At 59.3% G+C, this 23,648-nt stretch carries 24 protein-coding genes; 13 read left to right on the plus strand and 11 right to left on the minus strand.

The window, feature by feature from the left end; genetic code table 11:
- Positions 1–22: 22 nt before the first annotated feature.
- From exaC to IE038_RS06510, 7 genes are all read left to right on the plus strand, one after another.
- Positions 23–1,543, plus strand: coding sequence for an acetaldehyde dehydrogenase ExaC (exaC, locus tag IE038_RS06480; protein ID WP_189395341.1), 1,521 nt, complete (start codon positions 23–25; stop codon positions 1,541–1,543).
- A 257-nt stretch (positions 1,544–1,800) separates the two neighbouring features.
- A complete protein-coding gene (gene pqqA / locus IE038_RS06485; RefSeq protein WP_009394664.1) occupies positions 1,801–1,872 on the plus strand; it encodes a pyrroloquinoline quinone precursor peptide PqqA in 72 nt (23 codons plus the stop codon).
- A gap of 119 nt (positions 1,873–1,991) precedes the next feature.
- Positions 1,992–3,155: an alcohol dehydrogenase-like regulatory protein ErcA gene (gene ercA, locus IE038_RS06490; protein ID WP_065759911.1), complete on the plus strand. Its 1,164-nt coding sequence runs from the start codon at positions 1,992–1,994 to the stop codon at positions 3,153–3,155.
- Positions 3,139–4,806 carry a PAS domain-containing hybrid sensor histidine kinase/response regulator gene (locus IE038_RS06495; protein ID WP_163931645.1) on the plus strand — a complete coding sequence of 556 codons (1,668 nt, stop codon included), beginning with the start codon at positions 3,139–3,141 and terminating at the stop codon, positions 4,804–4,806. Before ercA ends, IE038_RS06495 begins: the two co-directional genes overlap by 17 nt.
- A gap of 335 nt (positions 4,807–5,141) precedes the next feature.
- A complete protein-coding gene (locus IE038_RS06500) occupies positions 5,142–5,546 on the plus strand; it encodes a TraR/DksA family transcriptional regulator (protein ID WP_163931648.1) in 405 nt (134 codons plus the stop codon).
- Positions 5,547–6,094: 548 nt separating this feature from the next.
- Complete coding sequence (locus IE038_RS06505) at positions 6,095–7,324, plus strand: methyl-accepting chemotaxis protein (RefSeq protein WP_438810753.1); 1,230 nt, start codon at positions 6,095–6,097, stop codon at positions 7,322–7,324.
- Positions 7,325–7,438: 114 nt separating this feature from the next.
- Complete coding sequence (locus IE038_RS06510) at positions 7,439–7,654, plus strand: hypothetical protein (protein WP_163931653.1); 216 nt, start codon at positions 7,439–7,441, stop codon at positions 7,652–7,654.
- Between the two features lie 10 nt (positions 7,655–7,664).
- Here IE038_RS06510 and IE038_RS06515 read toward each other — a convergent pair whose 3' ends face one another.
- Positions 7,665–7,868, minus strand: coding sequence for a hypothetical protein (locus tag IE038_RS06515; protein WP_163931629.1), 204 nt, complete (start codon positions 7,866–7,868; stop codon positions 7,665–7,667).
- Positions 7,869–8,181: 313 nt separating this feature from the next.
- Here IE038_RS06515 and IE038_RS06520 point away from each other — a divergent pair, with 313 nt between their 5' ends.
- Together IE038_RS06520 and IE038_RS06525 are read left to right on the plus strand one after the other, a co-directional pair.
- Complete coding sequence (locus IE038_RS06520) at positions 8,182–8,649, plus strand: hypothetical protein (protein ID WP_163931656.1); 468 nt, start codon at positions 8,182–8,184, stop codon at positions 8,647–8,649.
- Positions 8,646–8,855: a hypothetical protein gene (locus IE038_RS06525; RefSeq protein ID WP_189395342.1), complete on the plus strand. Its 210-nt coding sequence runs from the start codon at positions 8,646–8,648 to the stop codon at positions 8,853–8,855. The genes IE038_RS06520 and IE038_RS06525 overlap by 4 nt, the downstream gene beginning before the upstream one ends.
- A 4-nt stretch (positions 8,856–8,859) precedes the next feature.
- Here the strand turns inward: IE038_RS06525 and IE038_RS06530 are convergent, their stop codons facing one another.
- From IE038_RS06530 to IE038_RS06560, 7 genes are all read right to left on the minus strand, one after another.
- Positions 8,860–9,225 carry a Na+/H+ antiporter subunit G gene (locus tag IE038_RS06530; RefSeq protein ID WP_163931659.1) on the minus strand — a complete coding sequence of 122 codons (366 nt, stop codon included), beginning with the start codon at positions 9,223–9,225 and terminating at the stop codon, positions 8,860–8,862.
- Entirely contained in the window at positions 9,222–9,500 is a 279-nt protein-coding gene (locus tag IE038_RS06535; RefSeq protein ID WP_163931662.1) for a K+/H+ antiporter subunit F, read from the minus strand. Before IE038_RS06535 ends, IE038_RS06530 begins: the two co-directional genes overlap by 4 nt.
- Positions 9,497–9,985 carry a Na+/H+ antiporter subunit E gene (locus IE038_RS06540; RefSeq protein ID WP_163931664.1) on the minus strand — a complete coding sequence of 163 codons (489 nt, stop codon included), beginning with the start codon at positions 9,983–9,985 and terminating at the stop codon, positions 9,497–9,499. The genes IE038_RS06535 and IE038_RS06540 overlap by 4 nt, the downstream gene beginning before the upstream one ends.
- Entirely contained in the window at positions 9,982–11,667 is a 1,686-nt protein-coding gene (locus IE038_RS06545) for a monovalent cation/H+ antiporter subunit D (protein ID WP_163931667.1), read from the minus strand. The genes IE038_RS06540 and IE038_RS06545 overlap by 4 nt, the downstream gene beginning before the upstream one ends.
- Positions 11,664–12,008, minus strand: a complete 345-nt coding sequence (locus IE038_RS06550; RefSeq protein ID WP_163931670.1) for a Na+/H+ antiporter subunit C — start codon at positions 12,006–12,008, stop codon at positions 11,664–11,666. Before IE038_RS06550 ends, IE038_RS06545 begins: the two co-directional genes overlap by 4 nt.
- Positions 12,008–14,911, minus strand: coding sequence for a monovalent cation/H+ antiporter subunit A (locus tag IE038_RS06555; RefSeq protein ID WP_189395343.1), 2,904 nt, complete (start codon positions 14,909–14,911; stop codon positions 12,008–12,010). The genes IE038_RS06550 and IE038_RS06555 overlap by 1 nt, the downstream gene beginning before the upstream one ends.
- 150 nt (positions 14,912–15,061) lie before the next feature.
- Positions 15,062–16,003: a DMT family transporter gene (locus IE038_RS06560; protein WP_163931673.1), complete on the minus strand. Its 942-nt coding sequence runs from the start codon at positions 16,001–16,003 to the stop codon at positions 15,062–15,064.
- An 82-nt stretch (positions 16,004–16,085) separates the two neighbouring features.
- On the opposite strand from IE038_RS06560, the gene IE038_RS06565 reads away from it, so the two are divergent.
- The gene (locus tag IE038_RS06565; RefSeq protein ID WP_163931676.1) at positions 16,086–16,649 is read left to right on the plus strand and encodes a helix-turn-helix domain-containing protein; all 564 of its coding nucleotides are present in this window, start codon (positions 16,086–16,088) and stop codon (positions 16,647–16,649) included.
- A 15-nt stretch (positions 16,650–16,664) separates the two neighbouring features.
- Here IE038_RS06565 and IE038_RS06570 read toward each other — a convergent pair whose 3' ends face one another.
- Complete coding sequence (locus IE038_RS06570; protein ID WP_163931679.1) at positions 16,665–17,222, minus strand: cysteine hydrolase family protein; 558 nt, start codon at positions 17,220–17,222, stop codon at positions 16,665–16,667.
- Positions 17,223–17,328: 106 nt separating this feature from the next.
- On the opposite strand from IE038_RS06570, the gene IE038_RS06575 reads away from it, so the two are divergent.
- From IE038_RS06575 to IE038_RS06585, 3 genes are all read left to right on the plus strand, one after another.
- Positions 17,329–18,309 carry a GlxA family transcriptional regulator gene (locus IE038_RS06575; RefSeq protein WP_163931682.1) on the plus strand — a complete coding sequence of 327 codons (981 nt, stop codon included), beginning with the start codon at positions 17,329–17,331 and terminating at the stop codon, positions 18,307–18,309.
- 78 nt (positions 18,310–18,387) lie between these two features.
- Positions 18,388–19,812, plus strand: coding sequence for an FAD/NAD(P)-binding protein (locus tag IE038_RS06580; protein ID WP_189395344.1), 1,425 nt, complete (start codon positions 18,388–18,390; stop codon positions 19,810–19,812).
- A gap of 119 nt (positions 19,813–19,931) precedes the next feature.
- Complete coding sequence (locus tag IE038_RS06585; RefSeq protein ID WP_189395345.1) at positions 19,932–21,740, plus strand: aminopeptidase P family protein; 1,809 nt, start codon at positions 19,932–19,934, stop codon at positions 21,738–21,740.
- 62 nt (positions 21,741–21,802) lie between these two features.
- Here the strand turns inward: IE038_RS06585 and IE038_RS06590 are convergent, their stop codons facing one another.
- A complete protein-coding gene (locus tag IE038_RS06590) occupies positions 21,803–22,084 on the minus strand; it encodes a hypothetical protein (RefSeq protein WP_065759932.1) in 282 nt (93 codons plus the stop codon).
- Positions 22,085–22,267: 183 nt separating this feature from the next.
- The gene (gene rhtA, locus IE038_RS06595; RefSeq protein ID WP_189395346.1) at positions 22,268–23,155 is read right to left on the minus strand and encodes a threonine/homoserine exporter RhtA; all 888 of its coding nucleotides are present in this window, start codon (positions 23,153–23,155) and stop codon (positions 22,268–22,270) included.
- Positions 23,156–23,648: the final 493 nt, after the last annotated feature.

The following is a 23,648-nucleotide window of genomic DNA, read 5'->3' on the forward strand; positions in this document are numbered from 1 at the left end:
CTCGATCAGCAGAGGTTTCCGCATGATTTACGCAGCACCCGGCACTCCCGGTGCCCTTGTCAGCTTCAAGCCCCGCTATGGCAACTACATCGGTGGTGAGTTCGTTGCGCCGTTGAGCGGCCAGTATTTCAGCAACAGCTCGCCGGTCAATGGTCAACTGATTGCGGAGTTTCCGCGCTCCAATGCGGCCGATATCGATCGTGCCCTCGACGCCGCCCATGCCGCTGCCGATGCCTGGGGACGGACCTCGGTGCAGGACCGTTCACGGATCCTGCTGCAGATCGCCGACCGTATCGAGCAGCACCTGGAAGTGCTGGCGATCAGCGAAACCTGGGATAACGGCAAGGCCATTCGCGAAACCCTGAATGCCGACGTACCGCTTGCCGCCGACCATTTCCGTTACTTTGCCGGCTGTATCCGTGCCCAAGAGGGGGGCGCCGCCGAGATCAATGACACCACGACGGCCTACCATTTCCATGAGCCGCTGGGTGTGGTTGGGCAGATCATTCCCTGGAACTTTCCGCTGCTGATGGCGGCCTGGAAGCTCGCGCCGGCGCTGGCCGCCGGTAACTGCATTGTGCTCAAGCCTGCCGAGCAGACGCCGCTGTCGATTACGGTGCTGGCCGAGCTGGTTGGCGACCTGCTGCCACCGGGTGTGTTGAACATCGTTCAGGGCTTTGGTCGTGAAGCCGGTGAGGCCCTGGCCACCAGCAAACGCATTGCCAAGATTGCGTTCACCGGCTCCACCCCGGTGGGCTCGCACATCCTCAAATGTGCTGCCGAGAACATCATTCCGTCTACTGTGGAACTGGGCGGCAAGTCGCCGAACATTTTCTTTGAAGACATCATGCAGGCCGAGCCAGCGTTTATCGAAAAGGCCGCCGAGGGCCTGGTGCTGGCGTTCTTCAATCAGGGTGAGGTCTGCACCTGCCCATCCCGGGCGCTGGTTCAGGAGTCGATCTACGAGCCCTTCATGGCTGCGGTGATGAAGAAGATCGGCCAGATCAAACGGGGCAATCCACTGGACACCGAAACCATGGTGGGTGCCCAGGCCTCCGAGCAGCAGTACGAGAAGATCCTTTCCTACATGCAGGTAGCCCGCGAGGAAGGCGCCGAGGTGCTGACCGGCGGTGACCGTGAACGTCTGGCGGGTGATTTGTCTCAGGGCTATTACATCCAGCCGACCTTGCTCAAGGGACACAATGGCATGCGGGTGTTCCAGGAAGAAATCTTCGGCCCAGTCGTTGGTGTGACCACCTTCAAGGACGAAGCCGAAGCCCTGGCAATTGCCAACGACACCGAGTTTGGCCTTGGTGCTGGCGTCTGGACCCGTGACATCAACCGTGCCTACCGCATGGGCCGCGCAATCAAGGCGGGGCGTGTGTGGACCAACTGCTACCACCTGTATCCGGCTCATGCCGCATTCGGTGGTTACAAGAAGTCTGGCGTCGGCCGTGAAACCCATAAAATGATGCTCGACCACTACCAGCAGACCAAGAACCTGCTGGTGAGCTACGACATTAACCCGCTGGGCTTCTTCTAAATCACGTCCCTTTCGGCCGCTGGATACCTGGCATTTCTGTCAGTGTTCAGCGGCTGCTTTTTTGTGCTCCACTCATTGCTCGCGTGAGGGGGCTGTGCTGCTCAGGGCGTCAGGTGTGCGCGACGTCTCTGAGTGGCTTGTTGAGGATATGGCACCAAAGCGCTGAGCCATTTGCTCCCAAAGTAGGAGGCGTGGCTTGCAGGGCAGGTGTTTAATGAAATCACCGCAATCCTGTGGTGCTAGAAGAGGATCGAGTTATGTGGAAAAAGCCTGCGTTCACTGATCTGCGTATTGGTTTTGAAGTGACGATGTACTTCGCCAACCGTTGATCCTGCTCCCGCCGGCCACTGTGTACAGTGGCCGGTGCCACTTACGCTTGACGGTCTGATTGCAATCCCGGTCCGATGCTTTAGGCTGGCGCTATCTTAAAAAAACAAGAAGGCGTTGCATGAGCCCGAACCTGAGCCAGTTGCGTAAATTCGTCTCCCCGGAAATCATCTTTGGCGCGGGCTGTCGGCACCATGTGGCCAACTATGCCAAGACCTTTGGTGCACGCAAGGTGTTGCTGGTCAGCGACCCAGGGGTAATTGTTGCGGGGTGGGTGGCCGATATCGAAGCCAGCCTGCGCGAGCAGGGCATCGAGTACTGCCTGTACAGTGACGTGTCGCCCAATCCTCGGGTCGAGGAGGTCATGGCTGGCGCTGAGCGTTACCGCAGTGAGCAGTGCGATGTGATTGTCGCCGTTGGAGGTGGTAGCCCGATGGACTGTGCCAAGGGCATTGGCATCGTGGTAGCGCATGGTCGGCATATTCTGGAGTTTGAAGGGGTCGATACCATTCGTGTGCCGAGCCCGCCGCTGATCCTGATCCCGACCACTGCCGGAACCTCGGCGGATGTCTCGCAATTCGTGATCATTTCCAACCAGCAGGAACGGATGAAGTTCTCCATCGTCAGCAAGGCAGTGGTGCCGGATGTGTCGTTGATCGACCCGGAAACCACCCTGAGCATGGACCCGTTCCTTTCCGCCTGCACCGGTATCGATGCGTTGGTGCATGCCATCGAGGCCTTTGTTTCTACTGGCCACGGGCCGCTGACCGATCCCCACGCGCTGGAAGCAATGCGCCTGATCAACGGCCATCTGGTGCAGATGATCGCCAACCCTGGTGATATTGCCCTGCGCGAGAAAATCATGTTGGGCAGCATGCAGGCCGGGTTGGCGTTTTCCAACGCGATCCTGGGGGCGGTGCACGCCATGTCCCATAGCCTGGGCGGCTTCCTCGATCTGCCTCATGGCTTGTGCAATGCGGTGTTGGTTGAGCACGTCGTGGCCTTCAACTACAGCGCCGCACCCGAGCGTTTCAAGGTGATCGCCGAGACGCTGGGTATTGATTGCCGTGGCTTGAATCACAACCAGATTCGCCAGCGCCTGGTGGAGCACCTGATTGCCCTCAAACACGCAGTAGGCTTCCATGAAACCCTTGGTCTGCATGGTGTTGGTCTGTCGGATATCCCGTTCCTGTCGCAGCATGCCATGGATGATCCATGCATTCTGACCAACCCGCGTGCATCGAGCCTGCGTGACGTCGAGGTGGTGTATGGCGAGGCCCTCTGATCCCGGGGCGGATGCCCTTGCCGGGCTTCTAGGGCTGAGCAACCATACGGTTCGCAAGAGCCATTACCCGGAATTGGCCGTGCGGCTGGAGGAGCTGGAGGCTGAACGCAACCGTTACAAGTGGCTGTTCGAGCACGCGGTACACGGGATTTTTCAAGCCAGCCTGGACGATGGCCTGCGTGCCGCGAACCCGGCGTTGGCACGTATGCTTGGCTACACCGACCCTCAGGCCGTGTTGTTTTCCCGTAGGGACCTGGGCGGTCATTTGTTTGTCGGTGGGCCGACGGAACTGTTGCAGATTACCCAGGTGTTGCAGCGCGACGGCGCCTTGCTTGGCTATGAGACACAGTTGCGCCGCCGTGATGGCAGCAGTATCGACGTGGTGATGAACCTCTTGCGCCGGCCTGATGAAGAAGGCCTGGTGGAAGGCTTCGTTGCCGACATCACTGAGCGCAAGCTGGCCCAGGAGCGCTTGCAGCAGCTCAACGATGAACTGGAGCAGCGCGTCACCGAGCGTACCAACGAGTTGATTGACGCGCGTGATGCGGCCCAGGCCGCCAACCGGAGCAAGGACAAGTATCTGGCTGCAGCCAGCCATGACCTGTTGCAACCATTGAATGCGGCGCGGCTGCTGATCTCTACCCTGCGTGAGCGAGTGCTACCGGCCACCGAACAGGTGTTGGTCGAGCGCGCTCATCAGGCACTGGAAGGGGCGGAGGACCTGCTCACGGATCTGCTGGACATCTCTCGGCTGGACCAGGCTGCGATCAAACCAGACCTTGATCTGTACAGCCTGGATGAGGTGTTGGCACCATTGGCCTCGGAGTTCCAGCCGGTTGCTGAAGCCGCAGGGCTGAGCTTGCGGGTGCGCAGCGGTCAGCGGGTGATTCATACCGATTTGCGGTTGCTGACGCGGATCCTGCGCAACTTCCTCAGCAATGCTTGTCGATACACCGAGCACGGACGTGTGTTGTTGGGCGCCAGACGATGTGGTCATTACCTGCGGCTTGAGGTGTGGGACAACGGTAGGGGAATTGCCGCCGATCGCCTTGAGTCGATTTTTCTGGAGTTCAATCAGCTCGACGTGGGGCGTGCGGCTGATCGCAAGGGGGTTGGCCTGGGGTTGGCGATTGTTGAACGTATTGCCCGCATACTCGACTGTCAGGTGCGTGTGCGTTCCTGGCCGGGGCGCGGCTCGGTGTTCAGCATTGATGTCCCGCTCACCCGCGATTTGCCACGCCCGCCGGTGGCCGCGGTGTTGCCGCAGCCAAGTATCGGCAATCCGTTGCCAGGACGGCGTTTGCTGGTACTGGACAATGAACTGAGCATCCTCCAGAGCATGGCTTCTTTGCTCGGCCAGTGGGGGTGTGAGGTGCTGATCGCCACAGACCGTGAGAGCGCACTGGAGGTGCTGCAGGGGCGTGAGCCGGAGTTGATACTGGCGGACTACCACCTTGACCACGGCGTAACGGGCTGTGATGTGGTCATGGACCTGCGCAAGCATTTTGGACAGCCGATTGCAGCGGTGATGATTACGGCTGATCGTAGTGATCAGAGCCGTCTGGCAATGCAGCGTCTCGGGGCACCTCTGCTGAGTAAACCAGTGAAACCCGGTAAATTGCGGGCCGTGTTGAGCCAGCTGTTGGGGTAGGGCGCATTCATGTGGATGCACAGTAAATTGTTACTGTATCTGAACGGCTTGCCCTGAGGCACACTGCATGGCCGTTGCCGTTTGTCTTCTGTAGTACGCCGGCTAGCCCTTTTATTTGCTATAAAGCCTGCGCCCTCAGGCCATCAGGTGATGATGAGCCTTGGGTTTTTCAGGCGCATCCGCTGTCTTTTATGTTGCTGAGTACGAATCTCGGCCTTAGACTGCCGCCCCCTGTAAATTGAGTGCCGGATGGTGCTTGAAGAATTCCGCTGAGCGCGTTTGCCGCGAGCAGCACTCGATTCGCCTTAATGCACGTATTTTTTATAGAGAAATCAATGACAAAGGAAAAGTTGCTGGCCATGCCGGCCGATGACTACATGAACGCCGAGCAACTGGCCTTCTTCACCGGCTTGTTGCAGTCGATGAAGATCGAAACCCAGGAGCGTATTGAACAGAGCCGTGTAGCCATTGAAAGCCTGGACTCGCCTGCCGATCCTGCCGACGCTGCCTCGGTTGAAGAAGAGCGCCATTGGCTGGTCAACGCCATCGAACGTGACCAGCGCCTGCTGCCACAATTGGAGATGGCCTTGGGTCGAATTGCCGACGAAAGTTTCGGCTGGTGCGATGACAGTGGTGAACCTATCGGCTTGAAGCGTCTGCTGATCAGCCCGACCACCAAATACTGCATCGAAGCGCAAGAGCGCCACGAACAGATCGACAAGCACCAGCGTCAGGTCTGACGTTCGCGCTGTTGTCACTCAAGGCCCCGGGCATCAAACCCCGGGGCCTTTGTATTTGTTGTCCTGTATCAAGCTCGGCCGTATTAGGTCCAAGGAAGCATAGATAATGGCTTTATAGTGGCGTTTAATGGCGTCACAAAAACGACAGTGTCTATGGAGTTCGAACCATGATGCGAGAGGGATCTCTGCCAGAGTCCGTGCTAACGCCGCGCCAATCACTCACAGCAAGGCAGGGATGGGCGGGAGTGGCACTGCAAGGCTTGGCATTGCTGGTGCTGTTGGCGGCGATGGCATTTGCTGAGCTGTCCTTCTATGTCTGCGCACCGCTGGCCTTGTTGATCCTGTTGCTGCCGCGTTTTCGCAGCCGTGAGCCGGATGAAGTGCACAGTGCTATCGACCCGCTCGGTGAACTGACTCGCGATCTTTCGCATACCACCAGCCATAACGCCTTGTCAGCGGCGGGTGTGGCGTTTTCCGTGAAACAACTGGCCGACAAGCTGCAATCACAACTTGACTCGGCGGCGCAGATTGTCAGCAGTGCGCATGTCATGATCGATACCGAGCAAGCAACTTCCCAGCTCAGTCAGCAAGCCTTGACTGCGGCCCGTGAAGCACACCAGAGCAGTGCTGCCGGGCGCTCGGTGCTGGCGGAGTCGATTCAGCGGATGCATCAACTGAGTGCCCGGGCGAGCGCCAGCCGCGAGTTGATCGAAGCCTTGCATCAGCGCAGTGAGGATATTGCGCGGGTCACCCTGGTGATTCATACCATTGCCAGTCAGACCAACTTGCTGGCGCTGAACGCAGCCATTGAGGCGGCCCGTGCAGGTGAGCATGGTCGCGGTTTTGCGGTGGTGGCCGATGAGGTGCGGGGCTTGGCGGGGCGAACTGCCAAAGCCACTGAAGAGGTCGGGCTGATGGTCGCTGATATTCAGCAGCGTACGGCTCAGGTCGTGGAGCAGATCCGTGAATTGTCCGACGACCTGCACACAGGGGTGGATCAGGTGGAACACACCGGTGGGCAACTCGACAGCATTGCCGGTCTGGCTGCCGGGGTGGAGCAACAGATCAGCGAGATTGCCCAGGGGACAGAGACCAATCTGGCCCAACTCGACAGTTTGTTCCGTGCTGTCGAGCAAATGCGTGGCGATTTGCAGGTCAGTGATCAGCAAACCCAGCAACTGGCCAAGGCCGCGGTACAAATGGAAGGACAGGCCGAGAGCATCAGCGAACGTTTGGCGGAGGTCGGCCTGGACGACTATCACCAGCGTATCTATGACCTGGCGCGGGAGGGCGCGCAAAGGATGGCCAAGCAGTTTGAGGCGGATGTTGCCCAAGGCCGTATCAGCCTGGAAGATTTGTTCGATCGGCACTATCAGGCTGTTCCGGGCACCCGGCCCGTGCGTTATCGCACCCGTTTTGACCAGTACACCGATCAGGTTCTACCGGCCATTCAAGAGCCCTTGCTGAAAGCGCACGAAGGTCTGGTGTTTGCCATCGCTTGTACTCAACAGGGCTATGTGCCGACGCACAATGCTGCGTTCAATCAGCCATTGACGGGCGATGAGGCGGTTGATACTGCGCACAATCGCAGTAAGCGCAAGTTCGATGATCGGACAGGCATTCGATGCGGTAGTCACCAACAGGCTGTTCTGTTGCAGACCTATACCCGTGACACGGGTGAGCTGATGCATGACCTGTCAGTGCCTATTGAAGTTCATGGGCGTCACTGGGGTGGTTTTCGTCTTGGTTACAAACCTCAGGTAGCCGCGTTGGGTTGAGTGTTTTATTGCGGCTGATGTAAAACAGCTATGCAGGTGATAGCTTTTTCCCGTGAGGAACGGGTTCTATGATGGCTCCATCGTTAGGTTGCTAATGACGTTCCGGAGGGAATCATGCATAGCAAGGTCGATGTAGCCGTGATGATTGGTAGTGGTGTGCCGGCATCGATGCAGGCGCAGGGCAAGCGAGTATGTTGGGTTGTGCTAGTCAATGGCGAGCGCCGAGGTACTGCTTTTGCCAGCCCTGGTGAGGCCCACGAGTGCCGTGCCGCCTGGCTGGCCCAGTTGAACAAGGGCGCCATGGCGGGTGTTGCCCGCCACGCCAGTTGAGCGCACGTCTTCAGCGCTCAAGATCGCGCGCCAGCGCGCAGGCGTCAATGTGCTCGCGACGGAAACCCTTGACGCGCCCTGTGGTGTACTCGGTGATGTGAAAGAACCCGATACCTGCAGGTATCACGACGAAGCGTGCAGGCTTGGTATGGTTTCGACTTTCTACGCCGCAATACGTGTTGGCCTCTCGACGGAATTCAGTGTTTTCGTGCATATTCAGCTTCCTGTAGTACATGAGTGATGGTCAGGACACCCCGCCGATGGGGGCGTTCTTTCAGCTATCGCATGTCTGATGCGATATTGCTGTCAGAAAAAGCTTCCTTGAATGAGGAAATCTGCTGAGAATTCGCCCAAGGGCTTATGCCGGCAAGAAGCAGTACACTTTCCTTCATGCCTGGATGCTTATCTGCACGGATAATCACTCGCTAAACCACTAATATCTGGTTATCTAATAATGTGCCTTGGCCATTGCGCGGCATCGCTGCCAGCGTTGGCGTGGGCGTGATCAGTCGTTGAGGAATTTTTCATTGGCAGTCAGCAATCTGGATATGCAGGCCCTGTTTGTGCTGGGCGATCTTCGGGCCAAGCTTGTCAAACAGTTTCAATCGCGTTTTGTCTATATCACTGAGCAAAGTGCCGAAGGCCTCTACATGGCCGAGATCGACACTGAAGAGGCGTTGGTCGTTGATGACAAACAGCGTCTTGAGTTAAAGGTGGGCGACCACTTTCGTGCGGCGGTGCTGCCCAGCCGCGAAGGCGGCAAGCTGGAAGTTCGTTTCCGTGACATCAAACATACGGTTTACGGGCTGGGCGACTATGCATTCGTATCGTCCCCAGAGGGCAATGGGATCGTGTTACGCGAAGGGCAGAGTGTGGTGCTGGTGTTTGCAGCCCATGCACAGTTGCAGGAAGGGCTGAGCAAGATCCTCAAGGCCGCTACCGCTAAAGCAGCCAAGTGGCGCAAGGGCGAGATGACCTTCAAGGCCAGCGAATGAGCAACGTCCGCACCGAACCTCAGGGTCGCGCCGAGTTCCATGCGCAGCACCAGGCGCAGGCACACGCATTGGCCGAGCAATGGCTGGCACAACGCGGTCAGTTGAAAGCGGCCTGGTTTGATTGGGTTGCCGCGCAGCTCTATCAGCTAAGCCCGCCGGAGTTCGCTTCGATGGTTCGACGAGAGCTGCAACATCTCAGCACCTGATGCATCAGTTGCCCCTGTCGCGCCCGCTACTGACCTCTTCAGGTACAGGCTCATTGGCCATACGCTTACGAAACAGTGCCGCTCGCGCCAGTAGCAATGTAGTGATCGGTACGGTAATCGACAGCAGGATCGGGATCAGCCAGGCATGTAGAACCGGCATGTGCTTGAGACCGGAAAAGTACAGGATCGAGGCCAGGGCCACGCACCAGGTGCCCAGCGTAGAGGCCAGGGCGGGTGGATGCATGCGCTGAAAGAACGTCTTCATGCGCAGAAGGCCGAAGGCCCCCGTCAGGGCAAACACGCTGCCGGTTAGCAGAAGCGCTGCGGTAGTCAGTTCAAGCCACAATGGCAGTGTATTGAACTCGTTCATTCGATCACCTCACCGCGCAGCAGGAATTTGGCCAGGGCAAATGAGCCGACAAAGCCGAACAGCGCGATCAGAAGCGCGCCCTCAAAGTAGGTATCACTGGCGTAGCGGATGCCCAGCACCAGCATCATCAGCATTGCCAGGATGTACAGGTAGTCCAGTGCCAGGACCCGGTCTTGCGCCGAGGGGCCTCGGAACAGCCTGACCAGGGTCAACGCCATGGCCAGGGCGAAGATGAACAGGCTGGCGAGAACGGCGTTGGCAAGCAGGCCTGTCATTCGAAGATCTCCATCAGCGGGCGCTCGTAAGTGTGTTTGAAATGCTCGATGAATTGCCTTTCGTCGTTCAGGTCGAAGACATGCAGTAACAAGATGCTGCGGTCTAGCGCCAACTCCGACCAGATAGTGCCAGGCACAATCGTTGTGATCATCGACAAGGCCGCCAGCCCGTGTGCGTCGCGCAGGTCCAGTGGAATGCGAACGAAGGCCGACCGTGGTGGGCGTTGACCGGCAGTCAGGACGCTTCGAGCCACCTGCAGGTTGGAGGTCAGCACATCCAGACCGACCCTGAGGATCAGCCGTATGATGGTTACAGGTCTGCGGATGCGTACCGATTGTGGTCGCAGGGGCGCCATCAGCAGCGGTGCGAGCACGCCCAGCAGCGCGCCTAGCAACAGGTTGCCGGGGCTTGTTGAAAGGTTCAGTACCAGCCATAACAACCACAGCGTCAGTGATAGCAGCGGTGCCGGAAACAGGCGCTTCATGGCTGCACCTCCGCAGGTTTCGCCTGCGCAAGCGGGCCTGGGGTTGGCCGCGTAGCGAACACAGCAGATAGGTACTGTTGTGGATCTTGCAGGCCGCTTGCTGTGTCCTGCGTGTAGCGTAACAGTGGTTCGGCCTGGATGCTGAGCAGCACGCACAGGCTCAGCAGGGCGACAATCGGCAGGCATTCCAGGCGCCGAAGTACGGGTGAAGGGCGTTCTTGTGGGGTCCAGAAACGTGTGATGCCGACGCGAGCCAGGGCAATGAGCGAAGCCAGGCCCGAGAGCACCAGCAGTGCCAGCAGTGCCCAGCCAGTCGCGGGCAGCGGCTGCTCAGTCGCGAGGCCGAGGCCTTGTGGGTTGAGCAGTGCGCTGATCAGGTTCAGCTTGCCGATGAAACCCGACAGTGGCGGCATGCCGATCACCAGCAGGGCGCAAGCAATGAAGCTAAGACCGAGAAACGCCATGGCCCAGGGAATGACCTGGCCGACAACGGCCTTTTGCTCATCGTCCAGATTGATGCCCTTGGGCGGTTGCGATAGCTCCAGCGCTGGAGGGAGCGTGTCGCTGTCGTCATCCAGTGGTATCTCATTGACCGAGCGTGAGCGTTCGATCAGTTCTGCAAGCAGGAACAGTGCGCATAGTGCCAGGGTCGAACTGACCAGGTAGAACAGTGCCGCTGCGGTCAGGGCGGGTTGCCCGAAACCTATCGCGGCCAGCAGTGTACCCGCCGAGACCAGGATGCTCAGGCTGGCCATTCGTTCAAGGCGCTGTGCCGCGAGGATCGACAGCGCGGCACATCCCAAGGTTGCCAGGCCACCGTACACCAGCCACTCGCCACCGAAGAATGAAGAGGCACCGGCTTGCCCGGAAAACAGCAGGGTCCAGAGACGCAGCACGGTGTAGATCCCGACTTTGGTCATGATCGCGAAGAGTGCGGCCACGGGGGCGCTGGCTGCGGAGTACGCCGGCACCAGCCAGAAGTTCAGCGGCCAGATACCGGCCTTGGCCAGAAAGGCAATGGCCAGGATTGCAGCGCCAGCGTGCAGCAAGCCTCGGTCGGCCTCTGGCACCAGTGGGATCTTGATCGCCAGATCGGCCATATTGAGGGTGCCGGTAACACCATAGAGCATCGCTGCGCCAATCAGAAACAGCGACGATGCCACGAGGTTGATGGCGATGTAATGCAGGCCGGCCTTGACCCTGGCCCGTCCTGAACCGTGCAGGATCAAGCCATAGGATGCCGCCAGCAGCACCTCGAAAAAGACGAACAGGTTGAACAGGTCGGCAGTCAGGAATGCCCCGTACAAACCCATCAGCTGGATCTGGAAGAGTGCATGGAAGCTGGCTCCAGCGCTGTCCCAGCGGGCCATGGCGAAGAGCAAAGCACTCACCCCGATGATGCCGGTCAGTACCAGCATCATTGCGGCCAGGCGGTCGACCACCAGCACGATACCGAAAGGTGCTGGCCAGTTACCGGGCAGGTAGACACCGATCGAACCGGCTTGCCCCTGTGTGTGTACCCACAGCAGCAACACCACGGAAATGCCCAAGCCAAGCAGGGATGAAACCAGGTTGATACGGGCCTTGAGTGGCCGGCGTTTCTCGCCGAGCAGCAGCATGAGCGCTGCGGTAATCAACGGTAGCAGGATGGGGGCGACGATCAGTTGGTTCATCGCACTCATTCGCTGGGCTCCCGGCCGTCGACGTGGTCAGTGCCGGTCAGGCCGCGCGAGGCCAGCAGCACCACGAGGAACAAGGCCGTCATGGCGAAGCTGATGACGATCGCGGTCAGTACCAAGGCCTGGGGCAGCGGGTCGGTGTAGTTGAGCAGGTCTTGCGGTATGCCGTCCTTGATGATCGGCTCCTTGCCAATGAACAGGCTGCCCATGCTGAAGATGAACAGGTTGACGCCGTACGACAACAGGCACAGGCCCATCACGACCTGGAAGGTCCGTGGCCGCAGTATCAGCCAGACGCCCGAGGCGGCGAGTACGCCGATGGCAATTGCAATGACTTCTTCCATCAGGCGGCTCCGGGTTGAAGGTTTTTACTGGGGCGATGGCTACGTACTGACTGGTGCGCCAGCGCGGTAAGGATCAGCAGCGTCGAGCCGACGACGACGGTGAACACGCCGATATCGAAGAACAGTGCGCTGGCGACATGCAAATCACCCACCACTGGCAGGTGCAGGTGGGCGGTGTGGGTGGTCAGGAAGGGAAATCCCAGGAACATGGCGCCAACCCCGGTGAGGGTGGCACAGAGCAGGCCGGTACCCATCCAGCGCAAAGGGCGCAGGCTCATCTGGGCCTCGACCCACTGGGTGCCGGCGACCATGTACTGCAGGATGAAGGCCACCGACATCACCAGGCCGGCAACAAAGCCGCCGCCCGGTTGATTGTGCCCGCGCATGAACAGGTACATCGACACCACCAGGGCAATCGGCAGCAGCAGCCGGACCAGCGCCGCCGGCACCATCATGAAGCCCAGTGCGGTATCGGCGGCATGCCGTGGGTTGACCAGGTCGGTGACCACGTCTGGTGCGAGCAGACGCTGTTGTGCAGGCAGTTCGATACTCTCGCGGGGTGGGCGGAAGCGCCGTAGCAGTGCGAACACGGCCAGTGCCACGGCGACCAGTACGGTGATTTCGCCGAGGGTATCGAAGCCACGGAAATCCACCAGCATCACGTTGACGACATTGCTGCCGCCGCCCTCGGGCAATGCCCGGCTCAGGTAGAACGACGAGATGTCATTGGGGGTAGGGCGGGTCAGCATCGCATAGGACAGCAAGGCCATGCCGGCACCGACCAACACTGCCAGTACCAGGTCGCGCAGGCGCCGCAAGCGAGCACGCTCCTGGCTACCCAGTGGCGAGACACCTTCGATTCGGCGTGGCAGCCAACGCAAACCCAGCAGGATCAGAATGGTGGTGACGACTTCTACGACCAGTTGGGTCAGCGCCAGATCAGGTGCCGAGAACCAGACGAAGGTAATGCAGGTCATCAGGCCGCATACGCTGACCATGGTCAGCGCTGCCAGTCGGTGGTATTTGGCTTGCCAGGCAGCACCAAGGGCACAGGCAATCGCGATCAGCCAGAGGGCCACAAAGACACCGGAGCCTGGGATCTTGGGTCTGTCGCCCCAGCTCAGGCCGCTGTAAAGCATGGGTAGCAGGCCAGCGAGAAAGGCGGCCAGTACCAGCATGAACAACTGCTTTTGCAGGCGTCGGGTCGTGAGCAGGCGCTCGGCACGGCGTGCCATGCGCATCAGCAGGACCAGGCTGCGCTCGAACAGTCGCTTGCCGTTGAAGCGCTCGATGACGGGTGGGTGTGAAATACGGTCGAGTCTGAACTGGTTGCGCAGCAGCAGGTACAGCACGATGCCGCCTGCCATGGCGATCAGACTCATGATCAGGGGGGCATTCCAGCCGTGCCAGATCGCCAGGCTGTAGTCGGGCAGTGTCCCCCCGACCACAGGCAAGGCGGCAGCCGCAAGCAGTGGGCCTACGGACTGGGCCGGGAAAATACCCACTACCAGGCAGGTCAGTACCAGGAGCTCGACCGGTGCGCGCATCCAGCGCGGTGGCTCATGTGGCGTATGCGGCAGATCAGTGGCCTGCGGCCCGAAAAACACATCGACGGTGAAACGCAGGGCGTACGCCACGCTGAAAGTGCCGGCCAGTGTCGCGATGACTGGCAGTGCGGCCTCGACCCAGGCGGTGGAGGAAATGAATACGGTTTCGGCGAAGAACATTTCCTTGGAGAGAAAGCCGTTGAGCAGCGGTACGCCGGCCATCGAGGCACTGGCGACCATCGCCAAGGTCGCGGTGAATGGAATCAGGCGGAACAGCCCGCTGAGTTTGCGAATGTCTCGGGTGCCACTCTCGTGGTCGATGATCCCGGCTGCCATGAACAACGAGGCTTTAAAGGTGGCGTGATTGAGAATGTGGAACACTGCGGCGACCGCCGCCAACGGGCTGTTCAGCCCCAGCAGCAGGGTAATCAGGCCGAGGTGGCTGATGGTCGAGTAGGCCAGCAGACCCTTGAGGTCGTTCTGGAACATCGCCGTGTAGGCGCCCAACAGCAAGGTGCAGGCGCCTGCGCCGCTGACGATCCAGAACCACTGTTCGCTGCCCGCCAGGGCTGGCCAGAGTCTTGCGAGCAAGAAAACCCCGGCTTTGACCATGGTTGCGGAGTGCAGGTAAGCCGACACGGGCGTCGGCGCGGCCATGGCGTGGGGAAGCCAGAAGTGGAAAGGGAATTGCGCGCTTTTGCTCAGGGCGCCAAGCAGGATGAGGGGCAACAGCACTGGGTAAAGGGCATGGCTACGAATGTGATCACCGGCAGCCAGTACCTTGTCCAGGTCATAGCTGCCGACCACATGGCCGAGCAGCAGTACCCCCGCCAGCAGGCACAGGCCGCCAGCACCGGTAACCATCAAGGCCATATAGGCCCCGCGTCGGGCGTCACTGCGATGATGCCAATAACCGATCAGCAGGAAGGAGAACAGGCTGGTCAGTTCCCAGAAAAATACGATCTGGATCAGGTTGCCGGAAATCACCAGGCCAAGCATCGCGCCCATGAACGCCAGGAAAAAGGCGAAAAAGCGCGGTACCGGGTCTTGAGGGGACATGTAGTAACGTGCGTAGAGCGAGACCAGCGTGCCGATGCCAAGCACCAGCAGGGAGAACAACCAGGCGAAGCCATCCAGGCGCAGTACCAGGTTCAGCCCCAGGCTCGGCAGCCAGAGCACTTCCTCGCGAATGATGCCGCCATTGGCGATTTGAGGGTACAGCAGGGCTACCTGTACGGTGCCGACAAGTGCGACGAGGCCTGCCAGCAGCGACTCACTGTTACGCGCATTGTGCGGCAGGACAGCCGCCAGACAGCTGCCGATGAATGGCAGAAGCAGCAGAACTATCAAGGACATGGGTTTCTAATCTGCAGGAGTTTGTAAGGGATCATACGTGCCGTACCGTCGATCACCAACACACAAGCTGTCGCAGAATCCTACAAGAACGGTGCATTAAACTATTTTTTTATAACAGTTTTTTTCAGCGTTGGCGTGAAGCCTGCACCCTCAACCCGGTTCGCGCTCTTGTTCGGGCGCCTCTTCCTGTGCGGGGCTCTCCTCTCGACGCTTGATCTTCAATTCGCTGACCACGACCGCAATGACGATAAGCAACGCACCGACCAGCGCAGCACCCGGCAGGCGCTCACCCGCCAGTCGCCCGAAGACGCCTCCCCACACGGGCTCTCCTGCGTAGATGAGCGTAGCGCGGGTAGGCGAAACCGATTTCTGTGCCCAGTTCATCGCCACCTGGATAGCCGCGCTCATCGCCCCCAGGCCGACAGCGCTGAGCACCAGCAGCCAGGAAAAATCCGGCAGTGCTTCCTGCGTCGGAACGATCATCAGGAATGACAGGGCCGAGGCGGTGGCCAATTGCACGACAGTGACGCGGCGCACATCAACCTTGCCAGCAAAGCGGCTGATCAGAATGATTTCGGCTGCAATGGCGACCGCGCTGACCACCGTGGCGATCTCGCCAGGGCTGAACTGCAACGAACGGCCGTTCGGGCCGGCCAGCAACATGAGTCCGATAAATGCCAGGCTGATGCCGATGCTTGGCATGAGACCTGGACGACGGCCTAGAATCACCCATTGAAGCAAGGGCACGAACGGCACATACAATGCTGTAATGAAAGCCGATTGGCTGCTACTGATGGTCTGCAGGCCGACCGTCTGCAAGCCATAGCCAAGCATGATCGAGACGCCAATCAGGAAGCCGGCCTTGAGCTCGGTGGCGGTCAGACCTGACAGCGAGCGGGCCGATACCATGGCCACGAACAGTGCGGCGGCGGCGAAGCGCAGGCCCACGAAGAACATCGGGCCACTGACGGTCATCACCTTGTGCACCAGCAGAAAAGTGCCGCCCCAGAGAATGGTGATGAAAATCAGCACCCACTCAGCCTTGCTTGGCCGGAAGGTAATGGTCGCGTGTTGCGGGGCGCTCGAGGTCATGGTCTTGCACACAAAGAATGGGCGACGCACAATGCGCCAAAGTGGGCAGTATACTGCGCACACCCTACCAGCGAGCAATATAGTGCACAAAGATTCGAACCAAAGGGCGTCTGTGTTGCAGCACGTCAGCCAGAACATCCGCCGCCTGCGTCATGCAGCAGACCTCAGCCAGACTGCTCTGGCGGAAAAGTCGGGTGTGAGCCGTCGCATGCTGGTCGCCATCGAGGCAGGTGAAAAGAACGTCAGCTTGACCACGCTTGATCGAATAGCCGAAGCGCTTGATGTCGCTTTCAGTGATTTGATCCAGGCACCAGACAACCGCGACCCCAGCCGAATCAACGAGCTGGCCTGGACGGGCGTTCATTCGGGCAGCAAGGCCGTATTGCTGGCCAGCTCCAAGGCCAGCCGCGAGGTGGAGTTGTGGGAGTGGCGCCTGGAGCCCGGCGAAGTGTATCCCTCCGAGGCCGATGCCGACGGTTGGAGCGAGCAGCTCTATGTGTTACAGGGTTGTCTGACCTTGTTGATCGAGGATCAGGCCTACCGCCTGGCTGCTGGCGAATTCTTTACCTTCGCCAGCAACCGGATGCACGCCTACCGCAACGATGGAGAGGTGGCGGTACGCTTTGTACGCAATGTGGTGATCTGAGGGCTGTCCGGTGGGTCAGCCGCGTGGGGTGTCGAGGTATTCGGCTGTCGATACGACCTGCGCATAACCGAATGCCAGCGATGCCATATAGGCGGCGTGCACCTGTGCAGCAGGTACTGTTACGTCGTTGAACACCAGTGCACGGGTAGCGCAGGCATCGTGGATGACCGTGGTCGCGAAGCCAAAGTCTGCCGCCGCGCGCGCTGCAGAGTCGATGCACATATGACTCATGCTGCCGATCAAGGTAATGGCGCTTACCTGATGATCATCCAGTAATGTCTTGAGCTCGGTATTCAGGAAAGCATTTACCCGATGCTTGAGAATCACCGGCTCATCCGTCCGGTTTTCTGCTTTGGGGTGTATCTGCGCACCCTCTGAGCCGGGCGTGAAGAACGGTGCGTCCGCGGACTCAAACTCATGGCGTACATGAATCACCAGGTCGTTCCTGGCTCGCGCCGCTGCCAATACCCGTGCTGCGTTATCGGCAGCCGCCTCGGCACCGTCGAGGGGCCATTTGCCGCCGGGAAAATAGTCGTTCTGAATATCAATGACGATCAGCGCGTGTTGGGTCATGTCGCTTGCCTCATGCTGGGAGTGGTTGTGGTGTGGCGATAGTTATAGGCTTGATCGACAGACTTGCGGATTGGCGCGACCGACAAATTGGCTGGAAAAACTGACAATGACTACCGTACGCGACACGCTGGAGATCGGCATTCTGGTGTACCCGGGCGCGCAGATGGCGGCCGTGCATGGCATCACCGACTTATTGGCGGTCGCGAATCGCATGTCCGTCGAACTCGGTGCGCAGGAGCGACCGTTGTTGCGGGTCACTCACTGGTGTGAGGCCGAGGGCGGAGGGTTGGCGGTCAACTTTGATACGCATCCACAGGGTGTTCACCAACCACGTGCCATTATCATCCCGCCGAGCCTGACCCAGGCGCCTGTGCCTGAGTTGCTTGAGCGGTTCTGTGGTGACCTCAGGCAGTGGCATCGTGAGGGCGCTCTGCTGGTGTCGGTGTGCGTCGGGGTGTTCTTCATTGCGGCAAGTGGCCTGCTTGACGGCCGTCCGGCAACCACGCACTGGAACTTCGCGCAGTCCTTGGCTGAGCGCTTTCCGCAGGTGAGGGTCGAGACCCATCTGCCGTTGCTGGATGACGGCGATATTATTACTTCCGCAGGGCTGATGGCGTGGACCGAGCTGGGCTTGAACCTGGTCGAGCGCTTTCTCGGGGCCACCCTGGCGACGGAAACCGCCCGGTTTCTGGCGGTGGAGCGTGTGCAGGTCGGGCCGCGTGCAGGCAGTGTATTCAGCCCCTGTCTGGATCATGGTGACGAAGCGATTCTCAAGGTCCAGCACTGGCTGCAAGGCAGCGGTGCCAAGGACGTCAGCCTCGAAGGGATGGCCGGTCATGCAGGCCTTGAGGAGCGTACCTTCCTGCGTCGTTTTCGCCGAGCGACTGGACTAAAGCCTACCGAGTACTGCCAGCAGGTTCGTGTCGGGCGTGCGTGCCGCATGCTGGAGTTCACCAATCGCAATATCGAGCAGATTGCCTGGGGTGTCGGGTATCAAGACCCGGGAGCATTTCGCAAAGTGTTTCACAAGGTCACGGGGTTGGCGCCCAGTGATTATCGCAAGCGCTTTGCCGCTCCGTCGGTATGAACCTACTTTAGTACCGGTGTGGCTGCGTTTTCCGCCGTTTGCCGCTTATCATCCGGATAATTGCGCAAGGAGACGCGAATGCACGAACCACACGCTGCGACGTACCCGAATACAGTCATTGATGTACTCATAATCGGGGGTGGCCTCAGTGGCGCGATGCTGGCTGCGCAACTGCTACGCCAGCCGGGTCAACGGCGCATTGTGGTCGTTGAGCCTCGGCCCGAACTGGGGCGTGGCGAGGCCTACAGTGCGACCGAGCCAGGGCATACCCTCAATGGCAACGCGGCACGGATGAGTGTCGACCCAGACAACCCCGATGACCTGACCCAATGGCTCGCGCAGTCTATTCAAGCGGGTAGCTGGCCTGAGTCAGCCGAACAACAGGTACCCATTGCCGAGCTGTTTCCGCCCCGAGGCCTGTTCGGCTGTTATGCGCGCCAGCGTCTGGCTGACGCTGAGGTCATGGGCGGCCGTTCAGGTTCCACCGTCGAGCACCTGTGTAGCGAGGTAGACGACCTGCAGGTCGGCAGCGAGGGAGTGGTTGTGCAGTGTGCCAATGGGCACCAACTGCGGGCGAAGCGTGCGGTACTGGCTACGGGCATGTTTACTGCCGCGCGTACTCCGCGCCTTGGTGCGGACGGGCTGAGGCAGGCCACCCTTGACCCCTGGGATGTTTCGGCCATGCGTGGGCTTGATCCTCAAGGGCGGGTGCTGATCATCGGTTCCGGCCTGACCATGATCGATGCATTGGTGTCGTTGCAGCAGGCTGGGCATCGAGGGCCGATCGATGTGTTTTCCCGCCATGGCCTGTTGCCTCATGTACGCCGACAGCCGCCGAGCTGGGTCGATTTCCTGGCAGCTGATCCTGGGGTACGTAGCCCTCGTCAGCTGCTCCGAAGTGTGCGGGCACAATGCCGCTTGGCTATCGCTCAGGGGGTTGATTGTCAGGCGCCGCTGGATACCGTCCGGGTGCATATCGCCAGGCTTTGGAGTCAGGCCAGCGATCGAGAGCGTCGACAGTTTGTGCGGCATGTGCGTCCTTGGTGGGAGAGTCATCACCATCGTTCCGCGCCGCCTGGCGCAGCGTTGCTCCAGCGGTTACTTGAGGAGGGGCGCTTGCGCATTCGTGCGGCCTCCTGGCAAGGCGTCGATGCTGTTGAGGGCAATGAGGTGGGTATTCGTTTGCGCTTGCGTGGTCAGCAGGCGACGACGCGTGTGACAGGTGCTGCACTGATCAATTCAATGGGTATTGAATACGATTGGCGCCGTGTTGATCGGCCCCTGCCACGAAGCCTGCTGGCGCGCGGACTGGTTCAGCCTGGGCCGCTTGCGTTGGGCATTGCTGCCAACCCGGCCGGTGCCGTACTGGATGCACAAGGGCGTGCCAGTGAGTGCTTGTTCGCCATGGGGCCACCGTTGCGCGGTATGTGGTGGGAAAGCACGGCTGTCACTGATGTGGCGCTGCAGGCGAAAGCCCTGGCACAGCTTCTGGCGAGAGGTTGATGGCGCTGAGGCAGTCAATGTCCATTGCAGGGGTGCGCCTCCTGGCAGTTGCCCGGCGCTGAGGGCTGCTCCATTATCTGCGATCAAGACCATCGGATGTCGTGGCAGCAGGAGTCAGCATGAACAGTCAGTCTTCAACGCAGGGGGTGGTAACGGGGCGTTTGGCGCGTATGCGCGAGGTGATGAGCCGAGAAGGTGTCGATGCGCTGTTGGTGCCGTCGGCCGACCCGCACCTTTCTGAGTATCTGCCAGGGTATTGGCAGGGGCGGCAGTGGCTGTCCGGCTTTCATGGTTCGGTGGGGACGTTGATCCTCACGTCGGACTTTGCCGGCCTTTGGGTAGACAGTCGCTATTGGGAGCAGGCCGAAAGAGAGTTGAGTGGCAGTGGTATCGCGTTGATGAAACTGTTGCCGGGCCAGCCTGGCCCTCTGGATTGGCTCGCTGAGCAGGCTCCGGAAGGTGGTGTCGTTGCTGTCGATGGTGCGGTCATGGCGCTGGCATCGGCTCGGCAGTTGGAGGCGCGACTCAAACTTCGGAATGTTCGGCTGCTGGCGGACAAAGACTGGTTGCTTGAGGTTTGGGAAGAGCGTCCGCCGTTGCCAGTCAATCCGGTGTACCAGCATCTGCCACCTCATGCGACGGTCAGTCGGGTGCATAAGCTGGAAGGCCTGCGTCAGGCACTTCAGGTGCGTGGCGCCGACTGGCATTTCATTGCCACGCTGGATGACATCGCCTGGCTGTTCAATTTGCGCGGCAGTGATGTCTCTTACAACCCGGTGTTTGTGTCGTTTGCCTTGGTTAGTCAGAACGAGGCAATTCTGTTTGTTGCACTGGATAAGGTTGACGGTAACCTGCGTAAGGTCCTTGAAACCGATGGTGTTCATGTACAGGACTATGCCGCGGTAGGTGAGGCGTTGGCAGGTATAGCCCCAGGCAGTTCGTTGTTGATTGATCCTGCCAAGGTGACCCTCGGCCTCTTGGCGAACCTGGGTAGCGATGTAAGGCTTGTGGAAGACCTCAACCCGACCACGTTGTCGAAGTCGCGCAAGAGTGAATCCGATCTTGCCCACATCCGTCAGGCCATGGAGCAGGATGGAGCGGCGCTGTGCGAATTTTTCGCCTGGTTCGAGTCTGCGCTGGGGCGGGAACGCATCACTGAAGTGACCGTTGACGAAAAGCTCGGCGCGGCACGATCCCGTCGGCCTGGTTTCGTCTCACCTAGTTTTGCGACGATTGCTGCCTTTAACAGCAACGGTGCCATGCCGCATTATCGGGCTACCGAAGAGGCACATGCGACGATCGAGGGTGATGGCCTGTTGTTGATCGATTCGGGTGGGCAGTATCTGGGCGGTACGACCGACATTACGCGGATGGTACCCATCGGATCACCCAGTATCGAGCAGAAGCAGGACTGCACCCGTGTACTCAAAGGTGTGATCGCGTTGTCGCGTGCGCGGTTTCCGCGGGGAGTACTGTCACCCTTGCTCGATGCCATTGCGCGCGCGCCGCTTTGGGCTGAGCATGTCGATTACGGGCATGGTACCGGGCATGGCGTTGGCTACTTCATGAATGTTCACGAGGGGCCTCAGGTCATTGCCTACCAGGCTGCGCCTGCTCCGCAGACGGCAATGCAGGCCGGCATGATCACTTCGATCGAGCCAGGTACTTACAGGCCGGGGCAGTGGGGGGTGCGTATCGAGAACCTGGTGTTCAATCGGGAATCCGGGAAGAGCGGTTTTGGTGACTTCCTTGAGTTTGAAACCCTGACGTTGTGCCCGATCGACACGCGTTGCCTGCTGCCTGAATTGCTGAGCAGCGAGGAGCGACAGTGGCTCAATGCGTATCACGATGAAGTGCGCCAGCGGTTGTCGCCCTTGCTCGAAGGCAATGCATTGCAATGGTTGCAGGTGCGTACCGCGGCAATCTGATTTGAGGGCAGTTCGGCGTGGGTAGAAGGTAGCCTGAGGGTTGCCTTCTACCGTGTTGTGGCTTACCGGCAGATCACGATCATGCTGCGGCTGGTGTAGCCCGCCGGGTTTATGCCGAAGACAAAATCACCGGGTTCTCCCTCATCATCGCCGGATTTTGCGAGAACCTTGTAGCCTTTGCTGCCACATGAGCTTTCCGCTTTGCTATAGCACTTGCTCCATGATGACGACAGGCCGGAACAATTGATGTGAAGGCCTTTCTTTCCGCGCTTGACCTCTGTCTTGGCGGTCGCGGCGCAGCCTGCGATGGCCAAAATGGCTAGGATGAGCAAAATTCGTTTCATTCCTGTCCTTACTGCGTACCCGAGCCTACGGGTCGTCTACATAGCCAATGCATCCTTCCTGGCGCCCACAGCATCCTTGTCTGATCAGTGAAATATTTCAAGCGTGGCGTCAGGTTACAGCTTAAAGATGGCAGGTATTAGACACAATGACCTGCATCGATTTAGATGAAAGTATTTCTCATGTCAGTCGGCGGCAACCAAGGGCTGCGTCTCTCTGCGCAAGGACAGTGTGGCGCCAGCAGAAGCGGTGATGATCGCCGCGATGGCCAGCCACTGGGTCAGGCTAAGTACCTCGTTTAGGAACAGCAGGCCGGAAAGTGCACCAAATGCTGGCTCGATACTCATGAGTGTGCCAAAGGTCTTCGCGGGCATGCGCGTCAGCGCCACCATCTCCAGGCTGTAGGGCAGGGCGGTGGAAAGAATCGCGACGCCGAGGGCAACGGGGATGAGTGCTGGGGACAGCAAGTCGCTGCCGGCATGCGCAATACCGAAAGGCGCTACGACGAAAGCGGCGATCACGACGCCCAGTGCGGCTGTCTGGATGCCATTTTCAGCGCCCGCCTTCTGACCGTACAGGATGTAGAGCGCCCAGCAGACACCGGCACCTAATGCATAGCTGGCGCCGACCAGGTCAACGCTCGTGCCTGACTGACCCACTGGAATGAGCAGGGCCAGGCCCAGCACGGCGAGGCCGATCCATAGAAAGTCTACCGCGCGGCGTGACGCATAGAGGGCTACCGCCAGTGGTCCGGTGAACTCCAGGGCTACGGCCACGCCAAGTGGCACGGTGCGCAAGGACATATAGAAGAGAAGGTTCATGCCACCCAGTGCCATCCCGTAGATCAGCACCGTTTTCAGTGTGCTGGCGTTCAGCTTGGCGCGCCAGGGGCGCAGCAACAGCAACATGATCACACTGGCGAATATCAGGCGTAGCGTGGTTGTGCCTTGGGCGCCGATAACAGGGAACAGGCTTTTTGCCAGCGAGGCGCCAGATTGAATCGAGGCCATGGCAATCAGCAGGAGTGCGATGGGAAAGAGGGTTGTTGCCAGGCTGCGGGGTTGTGCATTCATGCTGCGGACAAAGTCCTTCTATATAGTAGCGGCGGAAATGGTCGCTGTATGATGCGCGAAGCTTCAGTTGGTGAGCAATATAGTGCGCACTTTTCTTTTCTTGGGTGTTCATGGTAATAGTGCTTGACGCCCCGTTTGATCTCTCTATAATGCGCACCTCTTCCGGCGCAGTCGAAACGGAAAACTCCTTGGTAATCAACGAGTTAGAAGTTTCTAGAAGGTGCAGGAAGTGCTTCGGTCGATTAGATCGGCAGCGGTGAAAAAGGTGGTTGACAGCGAGTTGAAACGCTGTAGAATTCGCCTCCCGCTAACGAGAGATCGAAGCGAGTCAAGTGTTTGAAGTTGAACGGAAAATTCTGAAAAACTTCAAAATAAACGCTTGACAGAGACAGAGGAAAGCGTAGAATGCGCGCCTCGGTTGAGACGAAAAGCTCTTAACCAACCGCTCTTTAACAATCGAATCAAGCAATTCGTGTGGGTGCTTGTGAAATCA

It is taken from the genome of Pseudomonas laurentiana (assembly GCF_014648275.1).
Classification (GTDB): domain Bacteria; phylum Pseudomonadota; class Gammaproteobacteria; order Pseudomonadales; family Pseudomonadaceae; genus Aquipseudomonas; species Aquipseudomonas laurentiana.

Coding starts and splice junctions, on each gene's coding strand:
- IE038_RS06510 (WP_163931653.1), top strand. CDS start 7,439: ATGCATAGCAAGGTCGATGTAGCCGTGATGATTGGTAGTGGTGTGCCG.
- IE038_RS06560 (WP_163931673.1), bottom strand. CDS start 16,003: ATGACCTCGAGCGCCCCGCAACACGCGACCATTACCTTCCGGCCAAGC.
- ercA (WP_065759911.1), top strand. CDS start 1,992: ATGAGCCCGAACCTGAGCCAGTTGCGTAAATTCGTCTCCCCGGAAATC.
- IE038_RS06570 (WP_163931679.1), bottom strand. CDS start 17,222: ATGACCCAACACGCGCTGATCGTCATTGATATTCAGAACGACTATTTT.
- exaC (WP_189395341.1), top strand. CDS start 23: ATGATTTACGCAGCACCCGGCACTCCCGGTGCCCTTGTCAGCTTCAAG.
- IE038_RS06580 (WP_189395344.1), top strand. CDS start 18,388: ATGCACGAACCACACGCTGCGACGTACCCGAATACAGTCATTGATGTA.
- IE038_RS06575 (WP_163931682.1), top strand. CDS start 17,329: ATGACTACCGTACGCGACACGCTGGAGATCGGCATTCTGGTGTACCCG.
- IE038_RS06550 (WP_163931670.1), bottom strand. CDS start 12,008: ATGGAAGAAGTCATTGCAATTGCCATCGGCGTACTCGCCGCCTCGGGC.
- IE038_RS06495 (WP_163931645.1), top strand. CDS start 3,139: ATGGCGAGGCCCTCTGATCCCGGGGCGGATGCCCTTGCCGGGCTTCTA.
- IE038_RS06555 (WP_189395343.1), bottom strand. CDS start 14,911: ATGTCCTTGATAGTTCTGCTGCTTCTGCCATTCATCGGCAGCTGTCTG.
- rhtA (WP_189395346.1), bottom strand. CDS start 23,155: ATGAATGCACAACCCCGCAGCCTGGCAACAACCCTCTTTCCCATCGCA.
- IE038_RS06545 (WP_163931667.1), bottom strand. CDS start 11,667: ATGAGTGCGATGAACCAACTGATCGTCGCCCCCATCCTGCTACCGTTG.
- IE038_RS06585 (WP_189395345.1), top strand. CDS start 19,932: ATGAACAGTCAGTCTTCAACGCAGGGGGTGGTAACGGGGCGTTTGGCG.
- IE038_RS06535 (WP_163931662.1), bottom strand. CDS start 9,500: ATGACAGGCCTGCTTGCCAACGCCGTTCTCGCCAGCCTGTTCATCTTC.
- IE038_RS06590 (WP_065759932.1), bottom strand. CDS start 22,084: ATGAAACGAATTTTGCTCATCCTAGCCATTTTGGCCATCGCAGGCTGC.
- IE038_RS06530 (WP_163931659.1), bottom strand. CDS start 9,225: ATGAACGAGTTCAATACACTGCCATTGTGGCTTGAACTGACTACCGCA.
- IE038_RS06525 (WP_189395342.1), top strand. CDS start 8,646: ATGAGCAACGTCCGCACCGAACCTCAGGGTCGCGCCGAGTTCCATGCG.
- IE038_RS06515 (WP_163931629.1), bottom strand. CDS start 7,868: ATGCACGAAAACACTGAATTCCGTCGAGAGGCCAACACGTATTGCGGC.
- IE038_RS06505 (WP_438810753.1), top strand. CDS start 6,095: ATGATCGATACCGAGCAAGCAACTTCCCAGCTCAGTCAGCAAGCCTTG.
- IE038_RS06540 (WP_163931664.1), bottom strand. CDS start 9,985: ATGAAGCGCCTGTTTCCGGCACCGCTGCTATCACTGACGCTGTGGTTG.
- IE038_RS06500 (WP_163931648.1), top strand. CDS start 5,142: ATGACAAAGGAAAAGTTGCTGGCCATGCCGGCCGATGACTACATGAAC.